21 protein-coding genes and 2 pseudogenes are annotated in these 24,205 nt (G+C 42.1%); 12 read left to right on the top strand and 11 right to left on the bottom strand.

Annotated elements, in window-relative coordinates; genetic code table 11:
- The first annotated feature begins 80 nt into the window (after positions 1–80).
- The 5 genes from ACE1CD_RS19380 to ACE1CD_RS19360 all read left to right on the top strand — a co-directional run bounded on the left by ACE1CD_RS19380 (position 81) and on the right by ACE1CD_RS19360 (position 2,451).
- Positions 81–344, top strand: coding sequence for a hypothetical protein (locus tag ACE1CD_RS19380; RefSeq protein WP_374794845.1), 264 nt, complete (start codon positions 81–83; stop codon positions 342–344).
- Between the two features lie 17 nt (positions 345–361).
- On the top strand, positions 362–973 hold the full coding sequence (locus ACE1CD_RS19375) for a hypothetical protein (RefSeq protein ID WP_374794844.1): 612 nt from the start codon (positions 362–364) through the stop codon (positions 971–973).
- A gap of 133 nt (positions 974–1,106) precedes the next feature.
- A complete protein-coding gene (locus ACE1CD_RS19370; protein ID WP_374794843.1) occupies positions 1,107–1,334 on the top strand; it encodes a hypothetical protein in 228 nt (75 codons plus the stop codon).
- Positions 1,335–1,438: 104 nt separating this feature from the next.
- Entirely contained in the window at positions 1,439–1,888 is a 450-nt protein-coding gene (locus ACE1CD_RS19365; protein WP_374826036.1) for an NADAR family protein, read from the top strand.
- A gap of 11 nt (positions 1,889–1,899) precedes the next feature.
- Positions 1,900–2,451, top strand: coding sequence for a hypothetical protein (locus ACE1CD_RS19360; protein WP_374826035.1), 552 nt, complete (start codon positions 1,900–1,902; stop codon positions 2,449–2,451).
- A gap of 54 nt (positions 2,452–2,505) precedes the next feature.
- On the opposite strand, the gene ACE1CD_RS19355 is transcribed toward ACE1CD_RS19360, so the two are convergent.
- On the bottom strand, positions 2,506–7,284 hold the full coding sequence (locus ACE1CD_RS19355) for a hypothetical protein (RefSeq protein ID WP_374794841.1): 4,779 nt from the start codon (positions 7,282–7,284) through the stop codon (positions 2,506–2,508).
- Positions 7,285–7,300: 16 nt separating this feature from the next.
- Here ACE1CD_RS19355 and ACE1CD_RS19350 point away from each other — a divergent pair, with 16 nt between their 5' ends.
- A complete protein-coding gene (locus ACE1CD_RS19350) occupies positions 7,301–7,594 on the top strand; it encodes a hypothetical protein (RefSeq protein ID WP_374794840.1) in 294 nt (97 codons plus the stop codon).
- 142 nt (positions 7,595–7,736) lie between these two features.
- On the opposite strand, the gene ACE1CD_RS19345 is transcribed toward ACE1CD_RS19350, so the two are convergent.
- Entirely contained in the window at positions 7,737–8,513 is a 777-nt protein-coding gene (locus ACE1CD_RS19345; RefSeq protein WP_374794839.1) for a hypothetical protein, read from the bottom strand.
- Positions 8,514–8,935: 422 nt separating this feature from the next.
- On the opposite strand from ACE1CD_RS19345, the gene ACE1CD_RS19340 reads away from it, so the two are divergent.
- Both ACE1CD_RS19340 and ACE1CD_RS19335 read left to right on the top strand, forming a co-directional pair.
- On the top strand, positions 8,936–9,892 hold the full coding sequence (locus tag ACE1CD_RS19340) for a hypothetical protein (RefSeq protein WP_374794838.1): 957 nt from the start codon (positions 8,936–8,938) through the stop codon (positions 9,890–9,892).
- Positions 9,889–10,554 carry a DUF6753 family protein gene (locus ACE1CD_RS19335; RefSeq protein WP_374794837.1) on the top strand — a complete coding sequence of 222 codons (666 nt, stop codon included), beginning with the start codon at positions 9,889–9,891 and terminating at the stop codon, positions 10,552–10,554. Before ACE1CD_RS19340 ends, ACE1CD_RS19335 begins: the two co-directional genes overlap by 4 nt.
- A 46-nt stretch (positions 10,555–10,600) precedes the next feature.
- On the opposite strand, the gene ACE1CD_RS19330 is transcribed toward ACE1CD_RS19335, so the two are convergent.
- The 4 genes and pseudogenes from ACE1CD_RS19330 to ACE1CD_RS19315 form a co-directional block, all read right to left on the bottom strand.
- Complete coding sequence (locus ACE1CD_RS19330) at positions 10,601–12,502, bottom strand: hypothetical protein (RefSeq protein WP_374794836.1); 1,902 nt, start codon at positions 12,500–12,502, stop codon at positions 10,601–10,603.
- A 135-nt stretch (positions 12,503–12,637) separates the two neighbouring features.
- Positions 12,638–12,712, bottom strand: a pseudogene (locus ACE1CD_RS19325) (DNA cytosine methyltransferase); the annotation flags it as partial.
- Positions 12,713–12,866: 154 nt separating this feature from the next.
- Positions 12,867–13,655 (bottom strand): annotated as a pseudogene (locus ACE1CD_RS19320) (DNA cytosine methyltransferase); the annotation flags it as partial.
- Positions 13,656–13,745: 90 nt separating this feature from the next.
- Complete coding sequence (locus ACE1CD_RS19315) at positions 13,746–14,000, bottom strand: hypothetical protein (RefSeq protein WP_374794835.1); 255 nt, start codon at positions 13,998–14,000, stop codon at positions 13,746–13,748.
- A 322-nt stretch (positions 14,001–14,322) separates the two neighbouring features.
- Between ACE1CD_RS19315 and ACE1CD_RS19310 the strand changes: the two genes are divergently transcribed.
- The gene (locus ACE1CD_RS19310; RefSeq protein ID WP_374794834.1) at positions 14,323–14,817 is read left to right on the top strand and encodes a MerR family transcriptional regulator; all 495 of its coding nucleotides are present in this window, start codon (positions 14,323–14,325) and stop codon (positions 14,815–14,817) included.
- Positions 14,818–14,958: 141 nt separating this feature from the next.
- Here the strand turns inward: ACE1CD_RS19310 and ACE1CD_RS19305 are convergent, their stop codons facing one another.
- From ACE1CD_RS19305 to ACE1CD_RS19285, 5 genes are all read right to left on the bottom strand, one after another.
- On the bottom strand, positions 14,959–15,819 hold the full coding sequence (locus ACE1CD_RS19305) for a hypothetical protein (RefSeq protein WP_374794833.1): 861 nt from the start codon (positions 15,817–15,819) through the stop codon (positions 14,959–14,961).
- A gap of 143 nt (positions 15,820–15,962) precedes the next feature.
- Entirely contained in the window at positions 15,963–16,823 is an 861-nt protein-coding gene (locus tag ACE1CD_RS19300; RefSeq protein ID WP_374794832.1) for a hypothetical protein, read from the bottom strand.
- Positions 16,824–17,409: 586 nt separating this feature from the next.
- On the bottom strand, positions 17,410–17,922 hold the full coding sequence (locus ACE1CD_RS19295) for a DUF192 domain-containing protein (protein WP_374794831.1): 513 nt from the start codon (positions 17,920–17,922) through the stop codon (positions 17,410–17,412).
- Between the two features lie 4 nt (positions 17,923–17,926).
- Complete coding sequence (locus tag ACE1CD_RS19290; RefSeq protein ID WP_374794830.1) at positions 17,927–19,618, bottom strand: AAA family ATPase; 1,692 nt, start codon at positions 19,616–19,618, stop codon at positions 17,927–17,929.
- Between the two features lie 64 nt (positions 19,619–19,682).
- Entirely contained in the window at positions 19,683–19,946 is a 264-nt protein-coding gene (locus ACE1CD_RS19285; protein ID WP_374794829.1) for a hypothetical protein, read from the bottom strand.
- 269 nt (positions 19,947–20,215) lie between these two features.
- Between ACE1CD_RS19285 and ACE1CD_RS19280 the strand changes: the two genes are divergently transcribed.
- The 3 genes from ACE1CD_RS19280 to ACE1CD_RS19270 all read left to right on the top strand — a co-directional run bounded on the left by ACE1CD_RS19280 (position 20,216) and on the right by ACE1CD_RS19270 (position 24,185).
- Complete coding sequence (locus ACE1CD_RS19280) at positions 20,216–20,848, top strand: hypothetical protein (protein WP_374794828.1); 633 nt, start codon at positions 20,216–20,218, stop codon at positions 20,846–20,848.
- Between the two features lie 119 nt (positions 20,849–20,967).
- Positions 20,968–21,378: a hypothetical protein gene (locus tag ACE1CD_RS19275; RefSeq protein WP_374794827.1), complete on the top strand. Its 411-nt coding sequence runs from the start codon at positions 20,968–20,970 to the stop codon at positions 21,376–21,378.
- Positions 21,378–24,185, top strand: coding sequence for a hypothetical protein (locus ACE1CD_RS19270; protein WP_374794826.1), 2,808 nt, complete (start codon positions 21,378–21,380; stop codon positions 24,183–24,185). Before ACE1CD_RS19275 ends, ACE1CD_RS19270 begins: the two co-directional genes overlap by 1 nt.
- Positions 24,186–24,205: the final 20 nt, after the last annotated feature.

Here is a 24,205-nt window from a genome sequence, read left to right as displayed (position 1 = left end):
TGCACCTCTATCAGATATTATATAATGTCTGATAGAGAAAAGAAAGTGCTGTAATATTGAATTGGATATGGTTTTTTAGGATGGCAAAAAAACGGTTGCAAAAAGTTAATCCTCGTTCGCTGTCGAATCTCAAGCCTGGTAGCGAGTCGGACTACGGTGAGGTGAAGAAGAGAAGAAGCATTGCTGTCACCGATACTGGCTATGAAGGATTGCGTTTATTGGCGCAGGCTTGTGGTTGCAGTTTGAGCGAGTATTTGGAAAGGTTGGGTAGAGGTACGATTGGTGCTGCTGATGTAACTAATGATATGCGATCGCACTCTCAATCTAGTCTTACTGAGTTATAAATATGGGAGTGGTGTCAATGGCTTATAGTGAATTTACATTAAATAAATTTAAAAAGGCGTTTAATTTACGAATTGATGAATCGGCTGATTTATTTGCTACTGTTGCATCTGTACAGCCGAGTGAAACTTTAAAAGCTTCTTTGACAGAAACAACTGAACTTGCTTTAGCTATTAATACAGAAAAAGCGCGGTCTGAATTAATTATTACGCCTATTTTGTTAGAAGTTAGGAGAGGTAAAAATTATCAGATTAGTTTGTTTTCTGGGGTGGATTTCAATGTGGATTTTGAGCAAGGATTAAATGGCTATTGCGATTTTATTATTAGCCGTTCCAAAGAGCAGTTAACTATTAACGCGCCTGTGGTGTTGATTGTGGAAGCGAAGAATGAGGATATTAAAGGAGGGTTGGGTCAATGCGCGGCGGCGATGTTAGCGGCACAGTTGTTTAATCAGCAGGAAGGAAATGATATTAAGACAGTTTATGGGGCAGTAACTACTGGCGATATTTGGAAGTTTTTGAAGTTGTCTGGCTCTGATGTGTTTATTGATTTGAATAATTATTATATTCGAGAAGTTGATAAGATTTTGGGGATTTTGTTTGAGGGTGTTCAAGATAATGATGTAAATTGAAAGTACCCAGTTCATTGATTTTTTAATAAATAATTGAATTGTCTAAAAGTCGCCCGCTCGATTTATATACTCTTTTCGCTCTACAAACTTGGCTCTGACGAGCTTTTAACCGTGATGAATTGGGGAAAATCCCATGATTACGATCGCGGTTTCTCACAATGCTGCTAACGTAATTGGAATGCTTTCGCAGCGTGCCATTAAGACTCTCAAACAAGCCGATTTTTGTGTAGTCAAGCAAGAGGGTGATTATGGATTCACGGGAAGTTTGACGATTCCATTGTTACCTGAAGAAGGTTTGACTTGGCAAGGTGTAAAAAGCTGTTTGGAAAATTCTGGATATCAAGTGTTAATAGTTTGTTAGTTTTCACAAGTCTATCCTGGCATGGCGTAAGAGCCTGCCGGGATTATTTTTTTATTGGGCTGTCGCCCCTTCTTGAAGGACAGTTTAATTGAGTGAGAAAAACTATGGCTACGTGGATAAAAAACTGGTTCAGCAATATGGAAAGGTTAGAAAAGCCTATCATTGTTGATGGTATTGAATATCCAACAGTGGAAAACTTCTACGCCGCCTCCAAAACTTTGGATGTTCAACAAAAGCGTAAAATTGCCACGCTTACAGCATCAGTCGCTAAAAAATATGCTCGGACTATCCCATTACGTTCTGATTGGAAAGGAGTTAAGTTTGCGCTCATGTTTATGGGATTGATGCAGAAATTTTATCCTGGCACTAATTGGCACAAAGAATTGATGGAAACAAGGGGAGAAGAGTTGCTGGAATTAAATAATTGGCACGATTCTGTTTGGGGCGTACCAGCTAATATTGCTCCGGGGGGTCAAAACAATTCAAAATTCAAAATTCAAAAAATGGTCAAGGAAAAGCTATTCCAACTGGGCAGCAGGGAAATAATTGGTTAGGGCGATTGTTGATGTTTATTCGCGATGAACCATTGCTCTGGCAAAACTTTGGTAATAATGCAGCAGAATGGGAACGGCAAAAATACTTGGTGGAAACTCAAGAGTGGCTATTGAGGAATCCTAATTTCCCTTCAGTACCTAATATGTCTAACTTGAAGGGAAAAATCATCGATAATGGTACTCTACCTAGCCAACGCTTGAAAGTAGTTATTAGTGGTTCTCGTACTGTGGCACAACTACCCGCAGAAGCTATTACCCGCATCGAGAAAATTATGGAACTCGGTGCTAAAATTTTGATTGGCGATTGTTTTGGGGCAGATTGTCTGGTGCAAACTTTCCTCAAACAAGCTGGGTATAGCCGAGTCACTGTTTACCACACAGGCAATTCCCCTAGAAACAACGTTGGATTTGTTAGTGTGGGGGTTAAGGGAGCTTATACAGAGCGCGATCGCATAATGTGTTCTATTGCAGATTATGGTTTAGCGATTCTCAAGGATAACTCTCCTGGTACGCTCAAAAACATTCAAAGAATGCCTGGAAAAGTTAGAGTGATTCGAGTTTAGAGCATCATCAAAGAATATTAGCCTAAGCAACAAGCTTGGGCTATTTTTTTGATTTTATCTTTCAATGTCTTGATTTTTAGCAGAGGTTTTACCCAAGTTCAGTTGATTAAGTCTGGCATCGACTAAAGGCTTAACTTTAGAAACAAAGTGTTCGACTTCTTCTGACTTAAGACCGTGTTTTTGTAGTTCCTCTAGGCTCGACGCGATCGGCAATGGCGTATAGCTACCACCCTCATACCGCACCCGCATTTTGGGAACGTTTGAGTCAGTCGAAGCATTGTCATAAAGTGTCAGTTCAGATTTAGCTTTATCCCAGACAGCCGTGTTCGATTTGCCAATAGCTTGGGCTCCTGTGGGAGTGGATTTACCTTCCAGGTAAAGGAAGCTGTGCACAATTTCTGCGATCGCTTCTGTGCGCCGTGCTTGTAACGCCTGAGCTTTGTTATACTCCATCTGTAGAGCTACTGTTGGCGGTATAGGAACCACGCTAGCAGTATCATAACCATTGCTTTGGGAGACTTGTGGCATTGCTTGGTGGTTTTCAGGTGCCACCGGGGGGTGAGAAGACACAGTATATTGTTCTTGTTGTTGCACGTAAGCAGACTCAACTAACTGCACTCGGTCATCAACATCCACTTGTGTATGTTGTGATTCCAACTCTACTTTTGAATCATTAGCAGAACTATACAAGAGAGTTTCTGGTAATTTGGGCATCGATTCAAGGCGTTCCAAGTAGGTATTTGGTTCTCCTGAAACCTGAAGTAGTTCGCCACATCGCTCAATTAGCTGTTGGTAAACCTCTGGTTTTACTGAATCTGGTTTAATGAATAAGACATCATAACCCCGTTGAGTTTCAGACCAAACTAGAGCCTCGTCAGGCGCATGAAGCCATTCTACCCCTTGTGCAGAAAGCCAACGTGAAGTGACATCACTCAATCGTTTGTCTACTGATAATCCTAAAGCAGGTTGTTCTTTCAAACTCCCACTGGGCGTTTTCCACTCATGGTCTTCTTTGGTAAACAGTAAGGTGGGTAATTGAGTTAACTTAGTGCGAAATCCACGAGAAATTTCGAGAAGCTCTGAAGGAATTTGTGATTTTTGTTCGGTTTGAATTAGCTTCGTCCAAGTTTCTGGGTATTCTACACTCTCTGGGTCAACCGTGATGGTTGCAGTGGTGGAATTACTGGTTAATACAGCATTCTGAAAAGTTTGTCCCTCAACCAATAATCCAGCTTTTGAGAGAGCCTCTTTGCTTTCTTTTTGGGTCAGGACACCCAAAACTTTCCCATCTACTAGAATAGCAGGTTCAGGCGATCGTTCTTTAAACCCTACAGTCACAGTGGCTTTTTGGTTATTGAAGGTGCTTGACCAGAAAGATTTGGAAAGTTTATTGATGCGGAAAGAGTTACCATTAGCAGTAGTAGCAATAACGTGCGACCCAAAGCCTTTTCCCCGACTATTAAGTGTGACATCAATAGTTTTTCCATCTACCAAACGACCTGCTTTTTCTAGGATATTGATGCTCGCTTTATCCAATTCTCCCAAAATTTGATTCCCGACTTTAATTACTGGGATTGGTTCGGGTTTAATAAAACCAATTGTCACTGATGCTTGTTCGCCCCGAAAAGCTCTATCAGCAAAGCTATGCTGTTGAACTTTTCCAATTTGAATTGCTGTGTTAATTCTTGGGTGGTTTAGTTGAACTTGAATAGTATGGGCGGGGTCAGGATTAACAGTGGCTAGTGCTTTTGTTCCAATGGGTAAATGGGCGCTCCGAGACTCTATGGGAGCAAATTCTTGGTCTTCAATAAATACTAAACTCCGATTGTAACGGGGATGGTCTGGTGGTAAATCTTGACGTACTTGGATTTGTACTGGTAACAAATCATCCTGGTTCCATTCTCTACCAAAATGTTGGTTTGATTCGGCTGCATTAATACCAGTGACGGTGAGTTTGGTGAATTGAAGTTCTGCTAGCTTTTCAATTACTTGTTCGGGGAAAGCTGCAAAGGAAAAGTTGGATATTTTATATTCTTGACGAGAGGTAGTTTCTGACTGTTCATTAGGCTTTTCTTCAAAACCTCTGCTTGTACCTAAGTGCCAGCAGGCAGATGCCATCGCTTGTTTTTGGTCTGATGGAATACTATTGTTAAATTCGCTTAGGAAATCATAGGCTTTTTTAAACATCAGCTTTACCTGTCTTTGTGATAAAGGTGATGCTACTTCAATAGATACATTTTTAGTAATCAATCCCTCGCCAGAATGAATTTTTTTAATGGCTTCCTCTTGTAAAACTGACTTCAATGTTTGGCGTGAATGCTCGCATAGAGTTCCCAAAGGCAAAAACTTTGAGCTACCATCTTGGTTGCTTTCTCCCTCCACTTCTGCTAAAACTTTCCAACGGTGCGTTTTTTGATGAAACCCTTTTTTATTCTCAACTAACTTGATATTCAAATTCTCCAACCGTGTACCTAATTTTTTCAAATCCCCATTCTCCCCAAACAAGGCTGGGTGCTTGTATTGAGTTAAGTTACTAACTTCAATTTCCATACCTTTTTGAGTGAGTACTTTCAGAACTGGGCCTTTTTCTGTTTTTAAGCGTTGGTTTTGAATTGAGGCGGCGTTAAATAGTTCGTCGAACTTGACTTTAGTAGCCTCAGCTTGTTTGAGTTGTTCTTCTGTATAAGTAGGGGTAAATAAGTCTCGGAACTGGACTGTAGGACGTGATTCTAAAGGGTTGGCTTCATATATTTCATTCACAAGCTGTATAATTAGTTCTCTGGGACTTAAGCCGTTAGTCGAGATTCCTGATTCTCGAAAAACATCATGTTGTTTTTTGGATTTAATGTACTCGACATTTCGATGCAGAAGTCGGGAGTTTTCTTTAACTACGTCTAAATCGGGAGCGCGGTTACTTTTGAATATATCGACTGCTATCTGATTTTGGTATCCTGCTTCGCCAATCATTTCGTGGTACATTTGGCGATTCAGCAGTAGCGCTTGGTTAATCTGTTCTGGGGTTAATTTTGTTTGATTGGCTATCTGGGCAAATTGAATAATATAATCTCGGTATTGAGGTTTAATGGGGATAGGATTACGCTGGTTATTTTCTTGGGTAATAAGTTGGTTGTAGTGTTCTCCGACTGTTTTTACATAGTCGATTTTTTGGGAAAGATTTCCGTGTTCTTGTAGGAGGTCTATTTCTGATTCTAAAGCTTCTATGGCTGTGGCATGATTGTTGATTACGCCTACGGATATTCCATCTGACATGAAGATAGCAATTTCTTCAAAGGTTTTGTCTGGGGGAAATGATGCTTTTTCTTCTTTTTTGATGGGTGCATAAGCGTTTTCTGTTTGATTTCGCTGTTTTACTTCTTGAGTGAAGTTGGGATATTTAGTGGCTATTTCTGTGCCAATTGTGTCACCATCGAAGTCTCTGCCTTGGCGTTCTGATTCGGTTTCTGCTGGCACGATTTCATCTGTTTCGATACCTTTGGCTTGCAATGCTGCAATTCTTTGAGCGATTCGTTCTCTGGTTTCGTCATTGACTACTACAACACCGACTAGAGGTTTACCGTTGGGGTCTAGTGCGTCGGGGACGTATTTATTTTTTGAGATGCACATCCCGTTGGAGTTGAGGTATGGTGAGCGAAAGTTTAAGATTTCTTCGCCTTCAGTGAGTCTCATATCGCAGATTTCGCCATTGATTAGGTCTTTGCTGGGGATTATCATGGCGCGATTGAATTTGATGGTTTTTCCTAATGCTAAATCTCGCCATTGGTTTTGCATGAAGCGTTCTAGTTCGTCTACTACTTTTTGGGATGATAGTAGTTGACAGTGACTCTCTAGGTCGGCTTTAATTAGACGGTACATTATGGGGTCTTGTTGTTCTGCTGTTTCTGAGTCTGAAATGTCGTTTTCTTCGGGATTTTCTTCTAGTTGTCGGTTTTTTTGGAATTTTTCGTAGGCTTCACAGTAGCGTTGTGCTACTTTTCTGGGGTCTTTTTGTATGGCTGCTAATTCCAAAGCTTCTTGTTCTATTTGACGGAGGAAGTCTTTGATACCAAATGGGGCACAGTCTAGGGTTTGGGAAATTGCGACTAAGGAAGGTTGGGAACGGTCTTTTTCTCCTATAAATACCATTTGCTTGGTGTATAGTCCTGGTCGAATTGGGTGGTTTTTTTTGTCTCCTCCTTTGAATGATGATGTGGGTATGATTAGGTCTATCTTGGTGTTTAATTTTTCTTTTATTGGTAGTTCATTGAGGCTCAATGGCGCTACTGTTCCTTTGCCAAAGCGATGGTCTAGTTCTCCTCCAAAACATCCTAGTCGATGTTGAATTACATGGGATACAGTTCCACTGAGTTCTGTTGCTAGTTCTGGTGATATTTTGCCGTGACAGTCTCCTACTAATCGCCAAGCTATGTCGTTAGGAAGTATGTCTCCGTTTTCGCCTGTGATATCGTCTACAATTAGAATGTTGACAGGATGTTTTATGGCGTTTTGGCAAGCGCCGATGAAGATGCTGCCATAAGCACCTCGGTCTTTTTGGTCTGGACAAATTGCTTGTATTGTTTCTAAGTATTTTTGGGGGCCATATACTAATCGACCGCCGCTAGAGAGTAATAAGACGTGGCTTTCTGGGTGGTTATGTAAGTCTTCTGCCGCACTGTTTTCATCTATGTGACCGAAGGAGAAGTCGTTTTTTGCGTCTGGGAAGAATGCTTCTAGTAGGGTATTTTGGAGTTCTTCTGTTAAAATACCACTGGGGTCTGATGGATTTTGTATCCATTGGTTTAATCTGGTATCGAAGTGTTTAAATTGTAGTGTCATGGTGGTAAGTAGAGTTATGTATTCTGATTTTTTGGGACGGTTTGATAGGGAGTTTGCTTTGGATGAGAAGCTGGGTGAGGATTATGTTGAGGGTTTGGTTGTTCAGGGATATTCTGATGAGCAAATTGTTCGGCAGGCTGAAGCTTTGCGTAATGGCACTCCGCTGGATGAGTTGCCTTTAGATATGGATGCTGAAGATTATTACGACTATCTTAGCGGTGGTTTTGATTCCTTAGAAGATGATGGAGATATTGAGCCTGAATTGGTTGAGTATGTCTATCTCGACCCCAATGCTCCAGATGATTTTTAAGTTGGAAAGCGGCCTGTAAAGGTCGCTTTATTTTTCGTGTTTTACTACACAAATGGCTCTGGCAATTATTAATCTCGGCGACAGTAACGTTATGCGCCCATTGCAGGATAAATACCAAAGCCATATTTGCGTGGAAAAAACATCAAATTATTAGCTCAGCAAACGAAGCTACCTCCGGGGCAGCGAGTTTGATGATCTGTCCTTCCTTATAAGGAACTCTCTCAATTATTTGAAACTCACAGGGACACCCTCTTTGCTCTACTAAAGTATCCAAATCGCCGTTCCCATAAACCTCAAATTCTTCCCCATTTGGCTCTTGGATTAAGTAACGCCACCGCAAGCGCTCAAAAGAAGTACTTTTCCCTGTTTTTTTTAATACTTTGTAAACCAGGCCATCTTCTAAATCGCGCAAAGGAACAGTGGGATGCGGCACCGATGCTAACAATTTAGGAATAGGCGCACCTACCCCTTTTTTTATCCCTACTTTCCGTTCTTTTTCTGGTAAGCGCAAATCTTCGTTATAAACAGATGAACGAGATAAATCAATTCGCAACTCGGTATCTCCGATGAGGATATCCTGATACCCTTCATAACCAGTTTCGTATTTGATGAACTTAAAACCTTCGATTGGTTGAAATTGCGTATCAAAAACCCCAGCCTTATTATCGTCATCAAGGTAGACAGTTAAAGTATTGCTGTAATATCTCTGTTCCCCTTCTTCAGTAGTCGCTCCCGTAATGCGGATCAACGCACATTTATCCGGTAAAATTGACAAGTTTTTCTCGATCGCCTTCAACTGAGCAACGGTAATGTATACGGCTTCACCAGTCAGATCGATCTTACTTGTTACGTGCTGATTTCGCTTAAATTGTTCGGCAATTTGCTGCAAATTAATTGACTTTTTGGACGAACTAACCATTGTGGCTCCTTTATATACAAGCGGCTAATTTTTCACCCTATCAGGTCAGGCGTCTTTACCTTTACATATATTCGCGCCATATATGGCTAGGAGCATCTAACCAAAGAAAGTAACCATAGCTATTAGGAAGAAGACCGATTTAATAGCAAAGACAGAGTTAGTCTCTATCTTTTGTTAGAAAGCATAACGCTGAGGTTTTAGCTATTAGGAAGAAGACCAATTTAATAGCAAAGACAGAGTTAATCTCTATCTTTTGTTAGAAAACATAACGCTGAGGCTTTTTTAACCTCCCTACCAAAGGGGCAAGGTTTTATTTAGGCAAAAGTGACATAAATAAATAAAGCCTGAAAATTATATCCAGAGCTATTGCAACCACTATGCCTCGCAAGTCAATTTCAAAAACTAAGCAGGAGACAAAAGCTATGTCCATCGAAATTAAAGGCAGCGAAGACCTTGAGAATCGAGCAAGTTTAGAAGAAAATACTACTCAGACGTCAATTCTGCTCTCCGCAGAAGAGAAACAACAAATTGTTGTACATATCAGTGGAGGTGAAATTGGTGGGATAGGAAAATCGACGGTGGGAAAAGCAATTGTTTACTACTATCAGAAAAAGGGAAAACAAGTGATTGTGGTGGACTGCGATCGCACCAATCCCGATGTGTGGAATATGTACCAAAAAAATGAAGTAGAAGCAGCTCACCGCTTACAATTAAGCGATAATACCGATCGCGAAGACGCGGCGGACGAAATTCTAAACTGGGCAGCTGCTAAAAATTTACCAGTTTTAGTTAACCTACCTGCTCAGGCAGATACAAACATCCGTGCGTGGCTCGATCGTACTGTCTTACCTCTAATACAACTACCCGAAGAAGAGAAGGATGTGGAAATTCAAATCAATTATTGGTTTGTCACGAATGGATTTAAAGAAAGCCTCGATCTATTTTTAAATTCTTTGTGGCATTACGGAGGACATATCCAACACATTCTAGTGCGAAATCATGGCATAGCAAGCAATTGGGAAAACATCGAGAATGACCCAAATTTAAAATACCTCACTCAGAAAATTATTCGGTTGCCTAAAGCCAGCCAAAATCAGGCAATTATCGAAAAACCAGAAATCGATAAGAAAGATAAAACTATCAAAGATGTAGATGAAACTGGTCACAAAATCTTACCGATTATTCAAATGGAATTTCCTCGCCTCGCCAAGAGAGAACGGGATAAATTGAACGCAGAGGGAATTTCATTTAGAGAAGCTTTATCGGCTAGTACGAACGGCAATGGGAGAAAAGTTTGGCCTGTATGGGAACGAAGCCGACTCTATAACTTCACAGCAGATGCGGTAACTGTATTTGCAGAAACGGGAGTGCTGCCATGACCCAAGAAGTAAAAAAACCGGAGGATTTTCCATTACTGAAGCGATTGTTAAAAGATAAATCTGAAGATTTTCAGCAAAAGGTTTGGGATTATGTAGCTTTAACCGATCTGCAACCTGACGATCCGGGGATAATCTTTCCCATTTTATTGGGGCAGTTGCAATTATTGCTATCTGAAACCCCTGACACGCTAGAACGTATGTTCAAAGAGGGTTCTGCTGAATTGAAACAATCGTTGGAATTGTCCGAGCGGGTACTGATTTCACGGCAGAAAAAGGCGATCGCAGACGCAGCTTTAGCACTAATTCGAGAGGCACGCTCAGAAGCAAAGAAAAAGGAAAGTTTACAACCCTGGAGTACTATAGCCCTTGCATCTGGATGTCTTGCAGGAATACTGGGGCTGGGGTTTTTTCTTGGGATGACAATTTCGCCTTTCCTGCAAGGTGGATATGTTGAAAATATGCGAATAACTGCTGATAGAGCAGCAACACTACGATGGGCAGAATCAAAGTCAGGAAAAAAAGCCAGAGAGATTCTGGAGCTAAATTCACAGTATTTAAATTCCTGCGAAAGGGATGTTCGGCGCTTAGGATTGACACTAACTTTTAACGGGGTGACCAAAAAATCAGGTTTTTGTTTGCTTTGGATAAAGCAGCCGAATTAATTACTCTAGTTGTGGCTGAACGCTGGGAATAAAAGTCCTGTACTACCTAAAATTCGATGTCTTCGTCAGACTGTTCTGAATAAGATACTTGTGTCTCTAGATTGACGAGAATTTCAGCGATAGCTTTGACTCCTTCTTCTAACGCCCGTGCATCTGAATGAGTGCGTCCTTGGTCGTCAATATATACGCCTTTTTCATACCACCCAGGTACGCCAAGTTGAGCCAGACAGCGACCTATCTGACAAACTGCTTCATCGATTTTCGATTCCTTGTGTTCGATTCTACTTTGTAAGTCTTTGTTTTGTTCCACTAAGTCTTCTGCTTGTGCAAATACGAGAAATTCCTCTTTAGTTATCGCCAATTTTTCTAATGATTGTTGATAATTGGCAATCCGCACGGGGATTTGAAATCTCGTGCCTGGATTTAACACGACTACGGCTCTTTCTCTTGTTCCCAAAGATGTTTCTTCTATTTCAACTTCTCGGAAAATGCCGATTTGATTGATTAAGGCTTGATTGCTACTGGCAATTATCCTCACTATGTCATTTGGTTGGAATGTTTCGGTAGGAGTGCTATCCTCTGTCACCTTAACTGATGTATTGCCGTTTTTGAGGGCGTTGATTTCTGATTCTTGTTTCTCTACCAGTTGTTTGTAGGATTCTAATTCTGTTACAGCATTGCTGTATTTCTGCTCGATCGATTGATATGCAGTCCGCAGTGATTCCATCTCTTTCTGCATTACATCTAATCGCTCGGAGATGGTATTATCTGGTGTTTCTGCTACCACTTGACGATTTGCTTTAACTTCATCTAGTTCGGCTTTGAGTTGTTGTATGGTTGAGTCTTTTTCTTGTACCAGGTCGGTTAATTCACTGTATTCTCTGGTGCTGATGGGAATCCCGCCACCTGCGTTTTTGGTGGTGGGTTTGTGTAAGATGGTGGCTGTGGCTATTGCTAGTTCTGCTAGTGTCGGTTGTGCAAATATTTGTTTGGTTCTCAGTTTGGCTAGTAGTTGTGCTTTGGCTATAATTGGTTCTCGCTCTTCTTCTTTTTCGATGTTCCAGACTCGGAAGGTACTCGCGCATTCTTCTTGTGTTGTAGGAAGGTCCACATTGGTAGTTGCAGCGGCATAGGTGGCGAGGTTTTTGGCAGCTTTTTCGGTTAATGCGAGTCTGGCTGTGAGTTGACGGCAGGATTTGTCTAGGGAGTTGAGTTTGTTTTCGATGTCGTTCTGTAAGCGTTGGTCTCCTGTGTCTGCTGCGGCTTTGAATGCGGTGTGTAAGCTAGCTGCGGTGGCTAGGATGGTGGTGAGTGAGGTATAAGTATCGGGACATAATGGTTTGACTTCGTTGATATCGAATTTGCTAAGTTCTCCAGTATGCAGTTTGGTGACTGTGACATTATTGTCGTCGATATTTTGTACTCTAGCGATTTCTCCTGAGTCGGGGGCGTCTGCGATGATTTTGACTGGGGCGTTGATGGCGATTTGGGGGATTGGTAGGGTTGTATCGTGATGATTATCGGCTTTTAAGCGCTGTTTGAGTAGTTCTACTGTCCATTTGATGTCGCTGGTGAGGATTTGTTCGATTTGTTCTTCTGTCCCTGCAAGGAGTATGGCTGTGTGGCAGATGGGCATTGATAATATGCGTGAGTACAGAGAAGGACATTTTTCGATCAGTTTGGCTTGGCAGAGTAGGTTTCTCAAGTAGCGGACTATTTCTTTGGGGAAGCTGTGCTTGAGGATTTCTTTGACTTCGCTTTGTCCGACTGCGTTTTCAAGTTCGAGTAATTTGTAGCCTAGTTCTAAGCCAGCTTCTTTGATTTTTCCGAGGGATGCGGCGTGGGCAGACCCAAATTCTACTATCTCTTTGGCTAGTTTGATTGTTTTGCTGTTGGTGAGTGGTGGGAAGTTGTAGTTGTCTAGGAAGTTAGTGGTGGTAGATGTCATGGTGATGCTCCCTTTGTTGTGGGTTAAGTTGATTTGATTGATTGGAAAACTTTGTGTTTTGGTGAGGGCGTCGATTAGCTGCATTCCGACTGCACGCGCTAGCAGGGGGGGAACGGCGTTGCCAATTTGTCTGTGTCCTCGCCATTTGGTGGGGTGAAATTGAAACCAGTCGGGGAATGAGGATAGTCTGGCTGCTTCTCGGACGGTGATGACTCTGGGATACTCTGGGTGAATGGGGCGGGGTGCGGTGTGTCCGCCTTGAGGGGTTGCTGTTCCGGCTCTCTCGGGTGGTGCATTGTTTTTGGTAGTCTAAGCGGTATAGGCGGCTGATTGGCTCGATTTCTCCGTTTGCTGCGGTGATGAATCTTGCGATTACTTCTGGTGAATGGTCGGTGAGGGTGCAGCCTGTTAGTCGTTGGGGATTCCAGTTGGTTGGTGGGGTGAAGATGGTGTTGAGGTACTGGCTGTATTCTCCTGGTTGCCAGTTGGTTTCTAGGATGTCGTTATCTAGGGCTAGCAGGGCTTCTAATGGCTTTAAATCGCCTAAAGCATCCCAGACTGTGGTTTTGTCTAGGGCTGGCTCTGGGGTGCTGATTGAGGTGTCTGGGCAACCGACCCAGAATAGGCGTTCTCTCGATTGGGGGACGCCGTATTTGGCGGCGTTGAGTTTCCATTCTCGGATTTGGTAGCCGTAGCTTTTTAGTTGCTGCCAACAGTGGTTGACGAGTTCTGCGTAGCGCTCATCTCGCATGGAGGTGACGTTTTCCATGAGGAAGGCGCGGGGACGGAGTTCTCCTACTAGGCGAACAAAGTGGTTAACGCCAGAGTTGCGTGAGTCTAGTGGGTCGCGTTTGCCGATGCGGGAGAAGCCTTGACAGGATGGGCCTCCTACTACTAGATCTGGCGCTCTGTTATTGCCGATACGAGCAAGTATTTCTTGACCCGTCTGTTGGGTGACATCGGCGCACAATACTGGGGTGTTGGGGAAGTTTTCCCGGTATTGGGCTGCTGTTAGTGGGTCTTTTTCTATTGCTAGGGCTATTTCAAACCCAGCCGATCGCATTCCTAAGTCCATGCCTCCTACTCCGGCAAATAGGCTGATTGCTATGGGTGGGGGGTTGGTTTTGATGCACAAAGAAGCTGGGTGTGGCATGATAGAGGCTTGTTTTTTTTGTTTTGTGCCCTCGGTTGGTAGCCGGGGCTTTTACTTTTATTTGACTATCAATATACGCAATTTACGTATTTAGTTACCAGAGTCTAAGAGATCGGACAAGTCATCCGGTTTTACTAACTGCCTAATTTGGTTAAGTATGTCCTCTTTGCGGAGGGTGACTGCAACTGAGTCAGGACGGCCTGAAAAGTCTGGCCCCCACCCTTCAATTGTTCGTTCCGATAATCCTGTCACCTTGGAGAGAACCTTTACGCAGGCTTTGTAATAGCCTCTTTCTCCCGGCTTGATGTTCTTAACCCATTTGAGACAAAATTCCGCAGGTTCCAAAACCACTCTCTCCAACGCATCGAATCTATCATGTACCTCCTTTAGGTTCCTGAAAATCAAGCTTGACGAGCATATTACGTAATTTAGGTAGACATCCAGCAAATAGATGGGTCTGCTTCAGGTGCGATCGCTTTTTTAACCCACCTTTTCATTCCTAAGTTAAAGCCATAAGCCTTTTGCATTGCTACATTTCGATTTTATCACAATGTTTTATAAGGTGTACATTAGAAATTGGCAAAAATATTAAATCTTTGTTAAGATAAGGGATAAATAGGTGTATGTTACTAAACGATCGAGATTGCGACCACTAAGCGCTAGCACTATGGACGGCTTTACTCGTCAGGAAACCTTAGCCCTCTGCGGAACTACATCCAGTCGTCTTGCCTACTTAGATAGGACGAAAGTTGTTGTGCCTCAAAAATACGGCAATCCTAAGAAACCAACGGTGATTTACACCTGGGAGCAAGTTTTAGAGATTCGAGCTATTAGCCATCTAAGAGAAAAAATATCTCTACAGACGGTCAGAAAGATTATTCAATTTTTAAATGATAGTGGATTTGATGAAAGCCTTAGAGATAAGCATTTGGTTGTGGTCAATGATGAGGTCTATTGGGTAGTGCCTGATTGGTCTGATATGCCTCGCGTGATGAACGTTGCTGCTCAAAAAAATAAGCAAAATGGACAATTTGTATTGATTGTTATTCCCCAACTATCCTGCCTTATTAAAGACGTTTGGAATGCTGCTAAAAAATCTAATATTGTGGACTTTGAAAGTTTTAAGCAAAGGGCTAAAGCTAAGCCAAATAAGGCAGCATAACTTTAATTCACGATAGCAGAATACTTAGCAATAAAATTTTATGGCGATCGCCGTCTTTGGTCGGAAAGCGATCGCCATAAAAATTTGGCCTTTGTTCATGCAAGGGGGCGGGCATCGGTCGTGCCAGCTTTACCCTCTTTTTCAATGAGGCTGCAATAATTCAGACCTGTTGGATTGACAAGTGCGATCGCTTTGGAGTGAATATGGCTGACATCTAGCCTCTAGAGGGATTCGGCCAAGCGCTATCAAAAAGTCCGCCGCCCTAGAATTACCTTTCTTGAGGATTAAATATTCGCAAATTGCTAAACAATCTGACAAAGCGAAACTTAATACCTGGGTTCCATTCTCTAGATAGCAGGATCTAGGCTCGCTTGTCAGGCCATACGCTTTCCAAGTGCGACGAACCGAAGGCGCAGAACGTGCTAACCAATCAGATTGAATACCAAGTAGTTCCAGAAAAGAAGCCATGTCGATTAAATACAAGATTTCTTGTTCGGTATGCCTGCAAGCCAAAACCCGCAAAGAAGCGTTTGTAGAATCCAGCAACTTTATGTTAAAAACCTTAATAACTTTCAAGTGACTGGGTTCCGAACTTGAAACTAAAGAAGCTTGGGAATTAGAATGATTAGCCTGTGAATTGAGGTAGTGTTCAGCAGCAGACCATAACTGTCCGGGTTGGTTTTTTGCTTTTTTTGTCAGTTCAGTTGGCGTTAATGCTAAATATTGCCAATATTTAGCAGCTGTTTCCAAAGTACAAACATTAGCTAGGATATGGTTAGGCAAATAAGCTTCAAAAACCTCTTCACCAGTTTCTGTTTGTTCTAGGAAATGCCATACAGATTGACTGGCTTTACCAACCGGATTTGCTATTTGTCGAAAAGTGAATACAAAGCTTTCATCTGGTAGTTGATAAGCATTTAATTCAATGTTCAAATAACGCCATACCCCACGGCGTAACAGGGGTATGAATTTAGCCGATCTGTGCATAGAGATAATATTCATGTTTTCAAAACTTACATGACAAAAAGGTGAGGCGGGTGAAGAAGATGAGGAAAATGCTCCAAAAATCTTCTTAGCTATCTCCTGCATCTCCCACAGGGAGCTTAACGCGAGTGCAATTCGTTTTTACCCCAACAACCAACAGCCTAATTATGGCTTTTCTCCTTCAAAAGTTTTGCCAAAGGTTTTTGTGCAAGCAGTTTTAACAAAGCTAGAGCTTTCTGATTTTTTTGGAGAGCGAAGTAACCCCAAATAGTGAGCCAATCTTCAAAAGATAAAGTGGTGTCACAACAAATATGGCCGTGAGGGGTTTGATAAATAAGTTGACAATATCTGCCGGAAAACCCTCGTTGTTGTAAAAGGCGATTTTTCTTAGCAGAAAGCTTCAAATCCTTATCCAACCATTCTGTTGAAGCATCGATTACAGACAAACCGGATTGTGGTGAAATCCAATATTTACCTTGCCGATCTACTACTACAGAAAGCATTCCAATAGATTCAAAGAAACAGTCACATAAAACACCATACTCAGACATATCTTCTTCAAAATCATAGTCAGGCGTACAGACATAATCTGAATCTTGAACGGCTTCTGGCTCTGGAAAAAGTTCTGCATATTTAAAATTCTCACAATCAGCCATGAATTTTTCCCAACGCGCATCAGTACGGGTTGATAAATGGGACAATTTCTTTCTTTTGGAGAGGTATTTCCAGTAGTATACCGCCGTAGACAAGAGAGTAAGAGTCCTTAATTTACTTTTATTAGGAGGCTGTAAGGTAACCTCAAAAGTAGGAAATTTGTAGTTAATGATGAATTTTTGTACCGCCATTGCAGAAACTCCAAACATTTTTGCAATGGTGCCTCTGGCAATTAGAATCGCAGGCTGATTGTCTATAAAAGTATAGTAAATCCGCCAGCTGCTCCCGCCGCCTCTCAAAAGCCCGGAGGTAGCGTACAAAACCGAGTTTCCTTGCATAGAACAAAGGTTTCTGATTAATTCAAACATTTTCAGCACCAGTAGACAGTTTTTTTTGGTAGTTTTGTCAGTGCTGAATCTAGCCAGATGTCATCTGAAAAGAGAACATCAAAGGGAATTAGTAAGCCACGCTTTTTTGTTTTATATAACACATATTCTGGCTTTCACAAACTAAATATGAGATCGAACTTAAGTTAGATTCGTTCTATGCCTTTAGATTTACCGCTCTTGTGTCACTCTCATTAAAGAAAAAATGACTCAAGCCGCGAAAGCCTTATGGTATCTACGTTTTATATTTTATAGACGGCTTGAGTCATTTTTTAGGTAAAAGCCTTTTATACCAAGGGTTTCAGAATATACTCTCATCAGAGTGACACAAGAGCGTTACAGCGGTTTGCGCTCTTATGAGGTACAGTAGCAATTAGTAAACCAATTCATTCCAAACCGCACCAGAAAATTTAGTGTACCTCATTACAGCGCAAACTGCTGTATAACTTTAGTAGTTATAATACAACGCCAAAGATAATATTTTAAATTTATAAACTTAATTAGGCATATACATAAGGATTTACTAACTTTATGTATATGCGCCTAATTATTCAAGAATAAGTGTTATTTATTTTTTTAAAATCGGTAAATTAAGTTTCATCCCTTCTTTTAAACCAACGCTTTGGGCTGTCCCGCCCAAAAGCTCGATCGCGGTATCAACTTGACCGTGCGACGCAATTGGACGGCAAGGAAAATTAGCTTCGCAATGAGGAACTTGGTGCATAATCTGGACAATTTTCCCTTCACGTAGAAATATTATGTCAAGAGGCACCAGCATATCTTTCATCCAAACTGCTACGTTCCGACTGGGCTGTACGGGAAAAATCATACCTCCTTCTTTTAACTGGCTTGCGGTTCTTTTCATCAACCCCCTAGATTGAGTTGCTGGAGTATTAGCAACTTCGAGCGTAAACTTTGTATCACCTAAAGTAATTTGCACTTTAGGGCGAGTGTAATTAGTAATTACTCCTGCCAACATCATGGCAAGCAGGCTAATCCCAATGCTCCAGCCAAAAGTATCTGCGACGCGATTGCGCGGATCGCAGCGCCAGAGGCGATCCGCTAAACTTTTATTACCCATAGTTCTAACTTAGTTGTTGCTGGTTTTGATTTCGATCCAACCTCTGACCCCAATAACTAACAAGCGGTGGGGCGAACATTGAAGTATCGGGAGAACTGGCAGGTGAGCAAATATACTTAGCTTGGTTTTCCATTGCCAGTACCTCATCAGTCCTGGCAGAAAACAAAGTAAAAATCGTACCTCTTTGTGCCAGTAGGTCTTGTAGTGATAATTGGATAGAAATGCTCAAGCTCGCTCGTGCGGCAGAATACTGAGATTCAAAGACCGCATTCGCCGCTTTAACGACCATCTGCTCTAACTCTGCTGGCGTAAAGTTTTGCGTCAGGTTAAGCAGTTGTCTCCATTCACTTTCAGTTAACGGCCCATCACCATGTTGGTAACGCGAATCGAAACGCTGTGCGTGCAATTGGATTATTTCCTTACGTTCGATATGCTGAGGAAAACCGACGTAAATCCTGCGATCGAACCGTCCTTCGCGAGTCAGTTCTGGAGGTAAAGAATTAAAACGGTTTAAAGTCGCAATTACGTAAGTATAACTGGTTTTTTCCTGCAACCAAGTCAACAATGTCCCTAATATTTGCCGATTTGAAGTGGCTTCACCAGAAGAAACTCGCTCGGTATCGAACAATTTATCAAATTCGTCAAAGCCTACAACTACAGGAGCCAAAGCTTCTAAGCGCCTAATTATTTCCCGTAGATAACCAACACCTCTGGCGACAATGATACCCACATCCAAAATGCACAATGGGAATCCTAATTGATAGGCACACGCTTTCACGGCTCTAGATTTCCCAGTTCCGGGTGGCCCAACCAGCAAGCAACCTTTAGGTAGGGGTAAGCCACAGTTTCTTGCCGCATCAGTATATTGGTTCTTGACCTGCTCGAACATATTTCGCAATCGATCCAACCCACCAAATCCGTTAACATTGGGTTGTGCAACGAAATCTAGATCCAGAGTGCGCTTGAGTCGCTCTTTTTTGTATTCCAAAAGGTAGTTAATAACTGTTGTTTCGTCGTTTCCTGTCGCTTGTGAGTGCTTTAGTCCTAACGTTAAACCTATAGTGATTTCTTCTCTACTCAATCCAGTCGCGGCTAAGACTAGGGAATTGCTCGAGCGCAATTTACCCGCAGCCAAAGGAGATTGTATGAGTGAATCTATATGGATACCAATCTCTTGGAGATCCGGCAAGGGTTTCCACAATTCGGGGATCGCAGAAGCTAAATCCAAGGGTAATTCTGTTGCCTCCGTCCCAAGTAGGATCAGGTAAGGAACGGATTCTTTTTGGTTAGCCTTAACCTTAGCTTTCCATTCACCAAGCAAGTTTACTAACATCGATCGCAAGCGCAAAGCACTCGATTTTGTTGCCGCATCAGCATCAGCCGATACTTGCATGAGCGACTGGAGATTTTCAACGATAAACATCGCCGACCCAGCATAGCGTTGCACAAAGCTTAAAGCTTGTGCGGGAAAGACAGCTTCCCAGCTATCACCGCACAAGCACCAATCAATAGACGCTCTACTAAATCGGATTTCCCAGAATGCTTGTTGTCCTAAATTCCAGATATAAACAGGCAACTGTCGCTGCACGCCAAAATTGGCGATAAAGCTAATGGTTTCCAGCCTCTCAATTAATAGGCTTTGGATGGAGATAATCCTGAATTCTTCCAGTAATAAGTCAATGTCCTTCCACTGCATCTGCATCCTTCCTTATTAATAACTACCAGCGCTGACCTCTGTCTAAGGTTAGAAAATAGTCGCCTTAATCCAAACTCACTGAGAATAAATAAAGGGCAGCGGGTATGCTGAGCAAGAGTCTTATCCATTCAGGTAAGCGATTGAGTGGGTAAGTAATAGCAGAGATAGCAAGCAATACTCCTCCGTGTTGCCATTGTCCGCTAAGTATTTGAAATCCACCCAACACAGCCAATAATACTGTCAGCAACCACCCCAGGAACTCTTGAGCCAGTTGCAACGTACCTTTTTTTCCGGTTTTCGGCGGTGGCGCATTCATGTTATTAGTCATTGACGATCGAACTATTTTGTCTTCCGATTATAAATGCTTTATTCAATTGTTATCCGCCGCTCGAATATTCTACTACCTCAGTCGTAGTCTATTTATCTCTAAGGTATTAATTCTTATTAATTCCCCTTGGTTAGCGAATACAACCCCGGTCTTAGTTAACACAAAACCATAGCATTGAAATGATAAACAATGAGGTTCTACCCAATGAACGGTTTAATTTAAGTAGCAGTTAAGGTACTAATAATAAATAAGTTGCTTGAACTTTTGTTATGCCATTACCAAACTTTCCTTTCAATAAAAGCAGAGGGTTCAATACCTTTCTCGCTCTCAACCAAATTCCGATCGAGTTACTTATGCACACAGCTTCAGGATTACTGTTTGTGGATTTACTCATAAGATTTACTTTCTCAAACTTGATTTTGTCTGTGTCATTTTTGTTCGGTTCTGCCGCATTAATTTGGCGGCAGGAGTTTAACAAATTGTTGACAAAAATAGCTCGCGGAGTTAATAGAGGACACATAAGAGCGGGAGCCGTATTGTTTCTAGTTATGGCTACAATCTGGTTCCTCACCTTAAGTGCTGCTCCCGCTCACGCTCAATTCTTTGTCAATACAGAACAATGGCTGCGTCAATCTTTCCCGATCGGGGGTGAAGGAGGCGCTGGTGCGGGTGGTGCAGGAGGCACTGATATATATGCACTGGTATTTAACACCCTTCGAGCCATTTTCGTTTTGTATTTAGCAATATCCTTAGTAAGGGTAATTGCAGCAGCCAGGAATGACGAAGATTGGCAAAATTTAGCCAGAACTCCCCTAATTATTTTGGTTGTCGTGACATTAGGAGATATCCTTGCCACTTTAATTACTGGTCAAGGAACAGGTGGCGGTGGCGGTACACCTTAAGAAAAGCGTAAGCGCGATTTCAATTTGTTTGCAGGTACGTCCGATCAATTCAAAATTCAAAATTCAAAATTTGTATTTTGAATTCAAAAAGGTCTCTCGATCGATCCAATCGAAAAAATATGCCAAATTCGCGCTCTTTTCAACCTGCTAGCACATTTAGACCAGTTAACCCAACTTTGGGAAAAACCCCAAAGTTGGGGCCATTCCCCGGCAATCAGGTTGCTCCTTGGGCAGGAATATGTTTAGTCAGCTACTACGTTTGCAAAACCGTATTTGGGCTGTCTTGGTTGTGGACAGGGTTAGCAGCTGGGTGGGGATGCGCTACCTGGTGGATACTTACAGCAAATGGTGCTTGGTGGTGGTTATCTAAATTCATTTCAGTTCCTAATTGGACAAGAGGGTTTGCTTTATATCAACCTCTTCTGGAAAACAGAGAAGTTAATCAATCCAAAATTTCTAATAGACGAATTTTGATGGAATTACAACGCTCACAACGAAAAGGTTTCAAAGCAACGCGAGGAAGAAAATAATGGGGATACTAAACTTTTTTCAAACCAAAAATTCGAGCGAGTATTTAGATAACAATAAGTCTAAGAAAAAAAGAGTTAAACCTAAACAAAAAATCGGTAAGCGTGAGGTCGATAATGGCTTTGGCAAGATTCGGGTAACGCCCCTAGAAGACGCCTTTCAATTAGCTAGCTTGCTGGAAATTAATTTATTCGATCGCCCAATAGGAGCCTACGTACTCAAAAAAGGTGAAGACAGTTTTACGATCCAGTTTGGGTTTGAGTGCCTTGGGGTTCACTCAACCTTAAAAGATGAGGAAATTGACCCGATATTTGATGCGATCGAATCTGGATTAAAAGACTTACCTTTTGACGAACGGCTGACTATTCATCTAGGTTCTTTCACCACAGATGCCGAACGACAAGCCGAACTAGAAACAGTAGTAGAAACAGCACCAAATCCAGAACTGCAATATCTAGTTTTGAGTGAAAAAGCACGAATACGGCAGCTAACTCGTCAAGGAATCCGAAAACCAAAATTCCTCCGCTTGTACGGAACCTACACGATAGAACCTGAAACGGTAGGGACAACGGATAACATTGAAAAAGCCCTAGCTTTCATCGAAAAGTCATGGAAAAAGTTCACCGGAGAAATTCACGAACTGCGCTTTTTCCGAGTAGAAAAGTTACTTTATGCTTCTTTCATCGATGGTTTCCAACGCTGGGAGCAATTACTTGCTAACAAAATGGGTTTAGAGATTCGCCCTTTTACCGCTCAAGAAATGTGGTCGCATTTGTGGTCGAGATTTAACGATACTCCACCACCCCCAATTCCTCAATTATTAGTTTTAGACGAAAACGGCTTGAGAGAAAATCAATATTCAGATGTGCATCCCACAACTTTATTAATGGAATCTGAATCTTCAGTTCCCGTTGCCGATCGCCGTTGGACGCATATCAAAAATAAATACATAGGTGCTTTAACCTTCCAAGATAAACCAGGCGGTTGGACAGATAAATATGCCCAAATGTCCTATTTATGGAAAGTATTGGCACGCGATGAAGTGTATGACACTGAAATTTATTGTCAGTTAATGAGAGCTAACGATGGGTTAGTAAAAAGCAATATGCAGCGCATTACCAAACAGTCTACAGTTAGCGCTGAACTGGCTACTGAAAAAAGTTCTGTAGATGTCGGTTCGTTATTAAAAATTGAAGATGCAGTGGCGGCTCAAGCTGAACTCTATCGCGGTGCAGTCGGTATCCATACTGCTGTTGTTTTCCTAGTTTACCGTCCGAGTAGGGAAAAATTAGACGAAGCGTGTCGTCACTTGCAATCTTTATTTCTTCGCCCAGCTTGGGTGATTAGAGAAACCGAATATCCTTGGAAAATTTGGCTGCAAACGTTTCCAATATGTTGGGAACGTCTGATGACTACCCCATTCAATCGCCGCCGACTTTATCTAAACAGCGAAGTTGTGGGTTTGATGCCTTTAGTCCGCACGCGAAGCGGCGATAAAACTGGGTTTGAATTAATAGCGGGAGAGGGAGGAACGCCTGTTTTTATCGACTTATACGATCGGCACAAAAATTTAGGTCTGTTCGGTACAACTCGCTCTGGTAAATCGGTAATGGCAGCAGGTATTTTAACGCAAGCTTTAGCGCGGGGAATGCCAGTAGTAGCGATGGACTATCCCAAGCCGGATGGTAGCAGCACCTTCACAGACTATACCCGGTTTATGGGTGAAGATGGCGCTTATTTTGATATTGGAAAAGAGTCTTCAAATTTATTTGAATTACCGGATTTAAGTAGCTTATCGCCACAACTTCAAAAAGAGCGATTTGAAGATTATAAGGACTTTTTAACTTCCGCATTGATGGCAATGGCGATCGGTGGAAAACGCACCAGCGGGATGAGAGATACTGCCATTCTGGACACTGTGCGATCGATTTTAACTTTAGCTTTGGATGCTTTCTTTAGCGACTGGCAAATTCGCGATCGCTACGCCACCGCATTTACTCATGGGTTTGGATCGCAAGAATGGCAACAAATGCCCACTTTAAACGATTTTCTGAGCTACTGTTCTACCGAACGGCTGCGCTTGGATTCACTGGCTGGCGATATTCCGGCGGCGCTGCAATTAATCAAACTGCGCTTGCGGTTTTGGCTGACTTCGCGAGTTGGTAGAGCGATCGCACTTCCTTCGACTTTTAGAAGTAATGCAAGGTTGCTTGTTTTCGCCCTCAGAAATCTTTCCAACGATGAAGATGCAGCCATCCTTTCTTTAAGTGCTTATTCAGCAGCTTTACGGCGTGCTTTGGCATCAAAAGCTAGTATTTTCTTCATTGATGAATCGCCAATTCTGTTTGAATATGACAGCATCGCCGCTTTAGTTGGAAGATTATGTGCCAACGGAGCTAAATCGGGTATTCGTGTTATTTTATCCGCACAAGATCCCGATACGATCGCTACTTCTCCAAGTGGTGCAAAAATATTCCAAAACTTGTCTACCAGATTAATCGGTAGAATTCAACCAACAGCAGCAGATAGCTTTGTAAATATTCTCAAATACCCACCTGAAATTATTTACAAAAATTCTACCGAAAGCTTTTTCCCGCGCCGAAGCGGAATGTATTCGCAATGGTTGTTAGACGATAACGGCATTTATACGTACTGCCGCTACTATCCGTCTGCCGAGTTATTAGCAGCAGTTGCTAACAATCCTGAAGAACAGGCGGCGCGTGCGATCGCTTTCCAAAAATACAGCGATAAATTCATCGCTATCCAAGAGTTTAGCAAACAACTTGTCGCTCTAAGTAAAAGTGCTTGAGCAAGTTTCTTTTCAACAAG

It is taken from the genome of Aerosakkonema sp. BLCC-F183 (assembly GCF_041929145.1).
In the GTDB taxonomy this organism is placed as follows: Bacteria; Cyanobacteriota; Cyanobacteriia; order Cyanobacteriales; family Aerosakkonemataceae; genus Aerosakkonema.
Note: the sequence above shows the minus strand (reverse complement) of the source record. Positions and strands in the feature narration are given on the sequence as shown.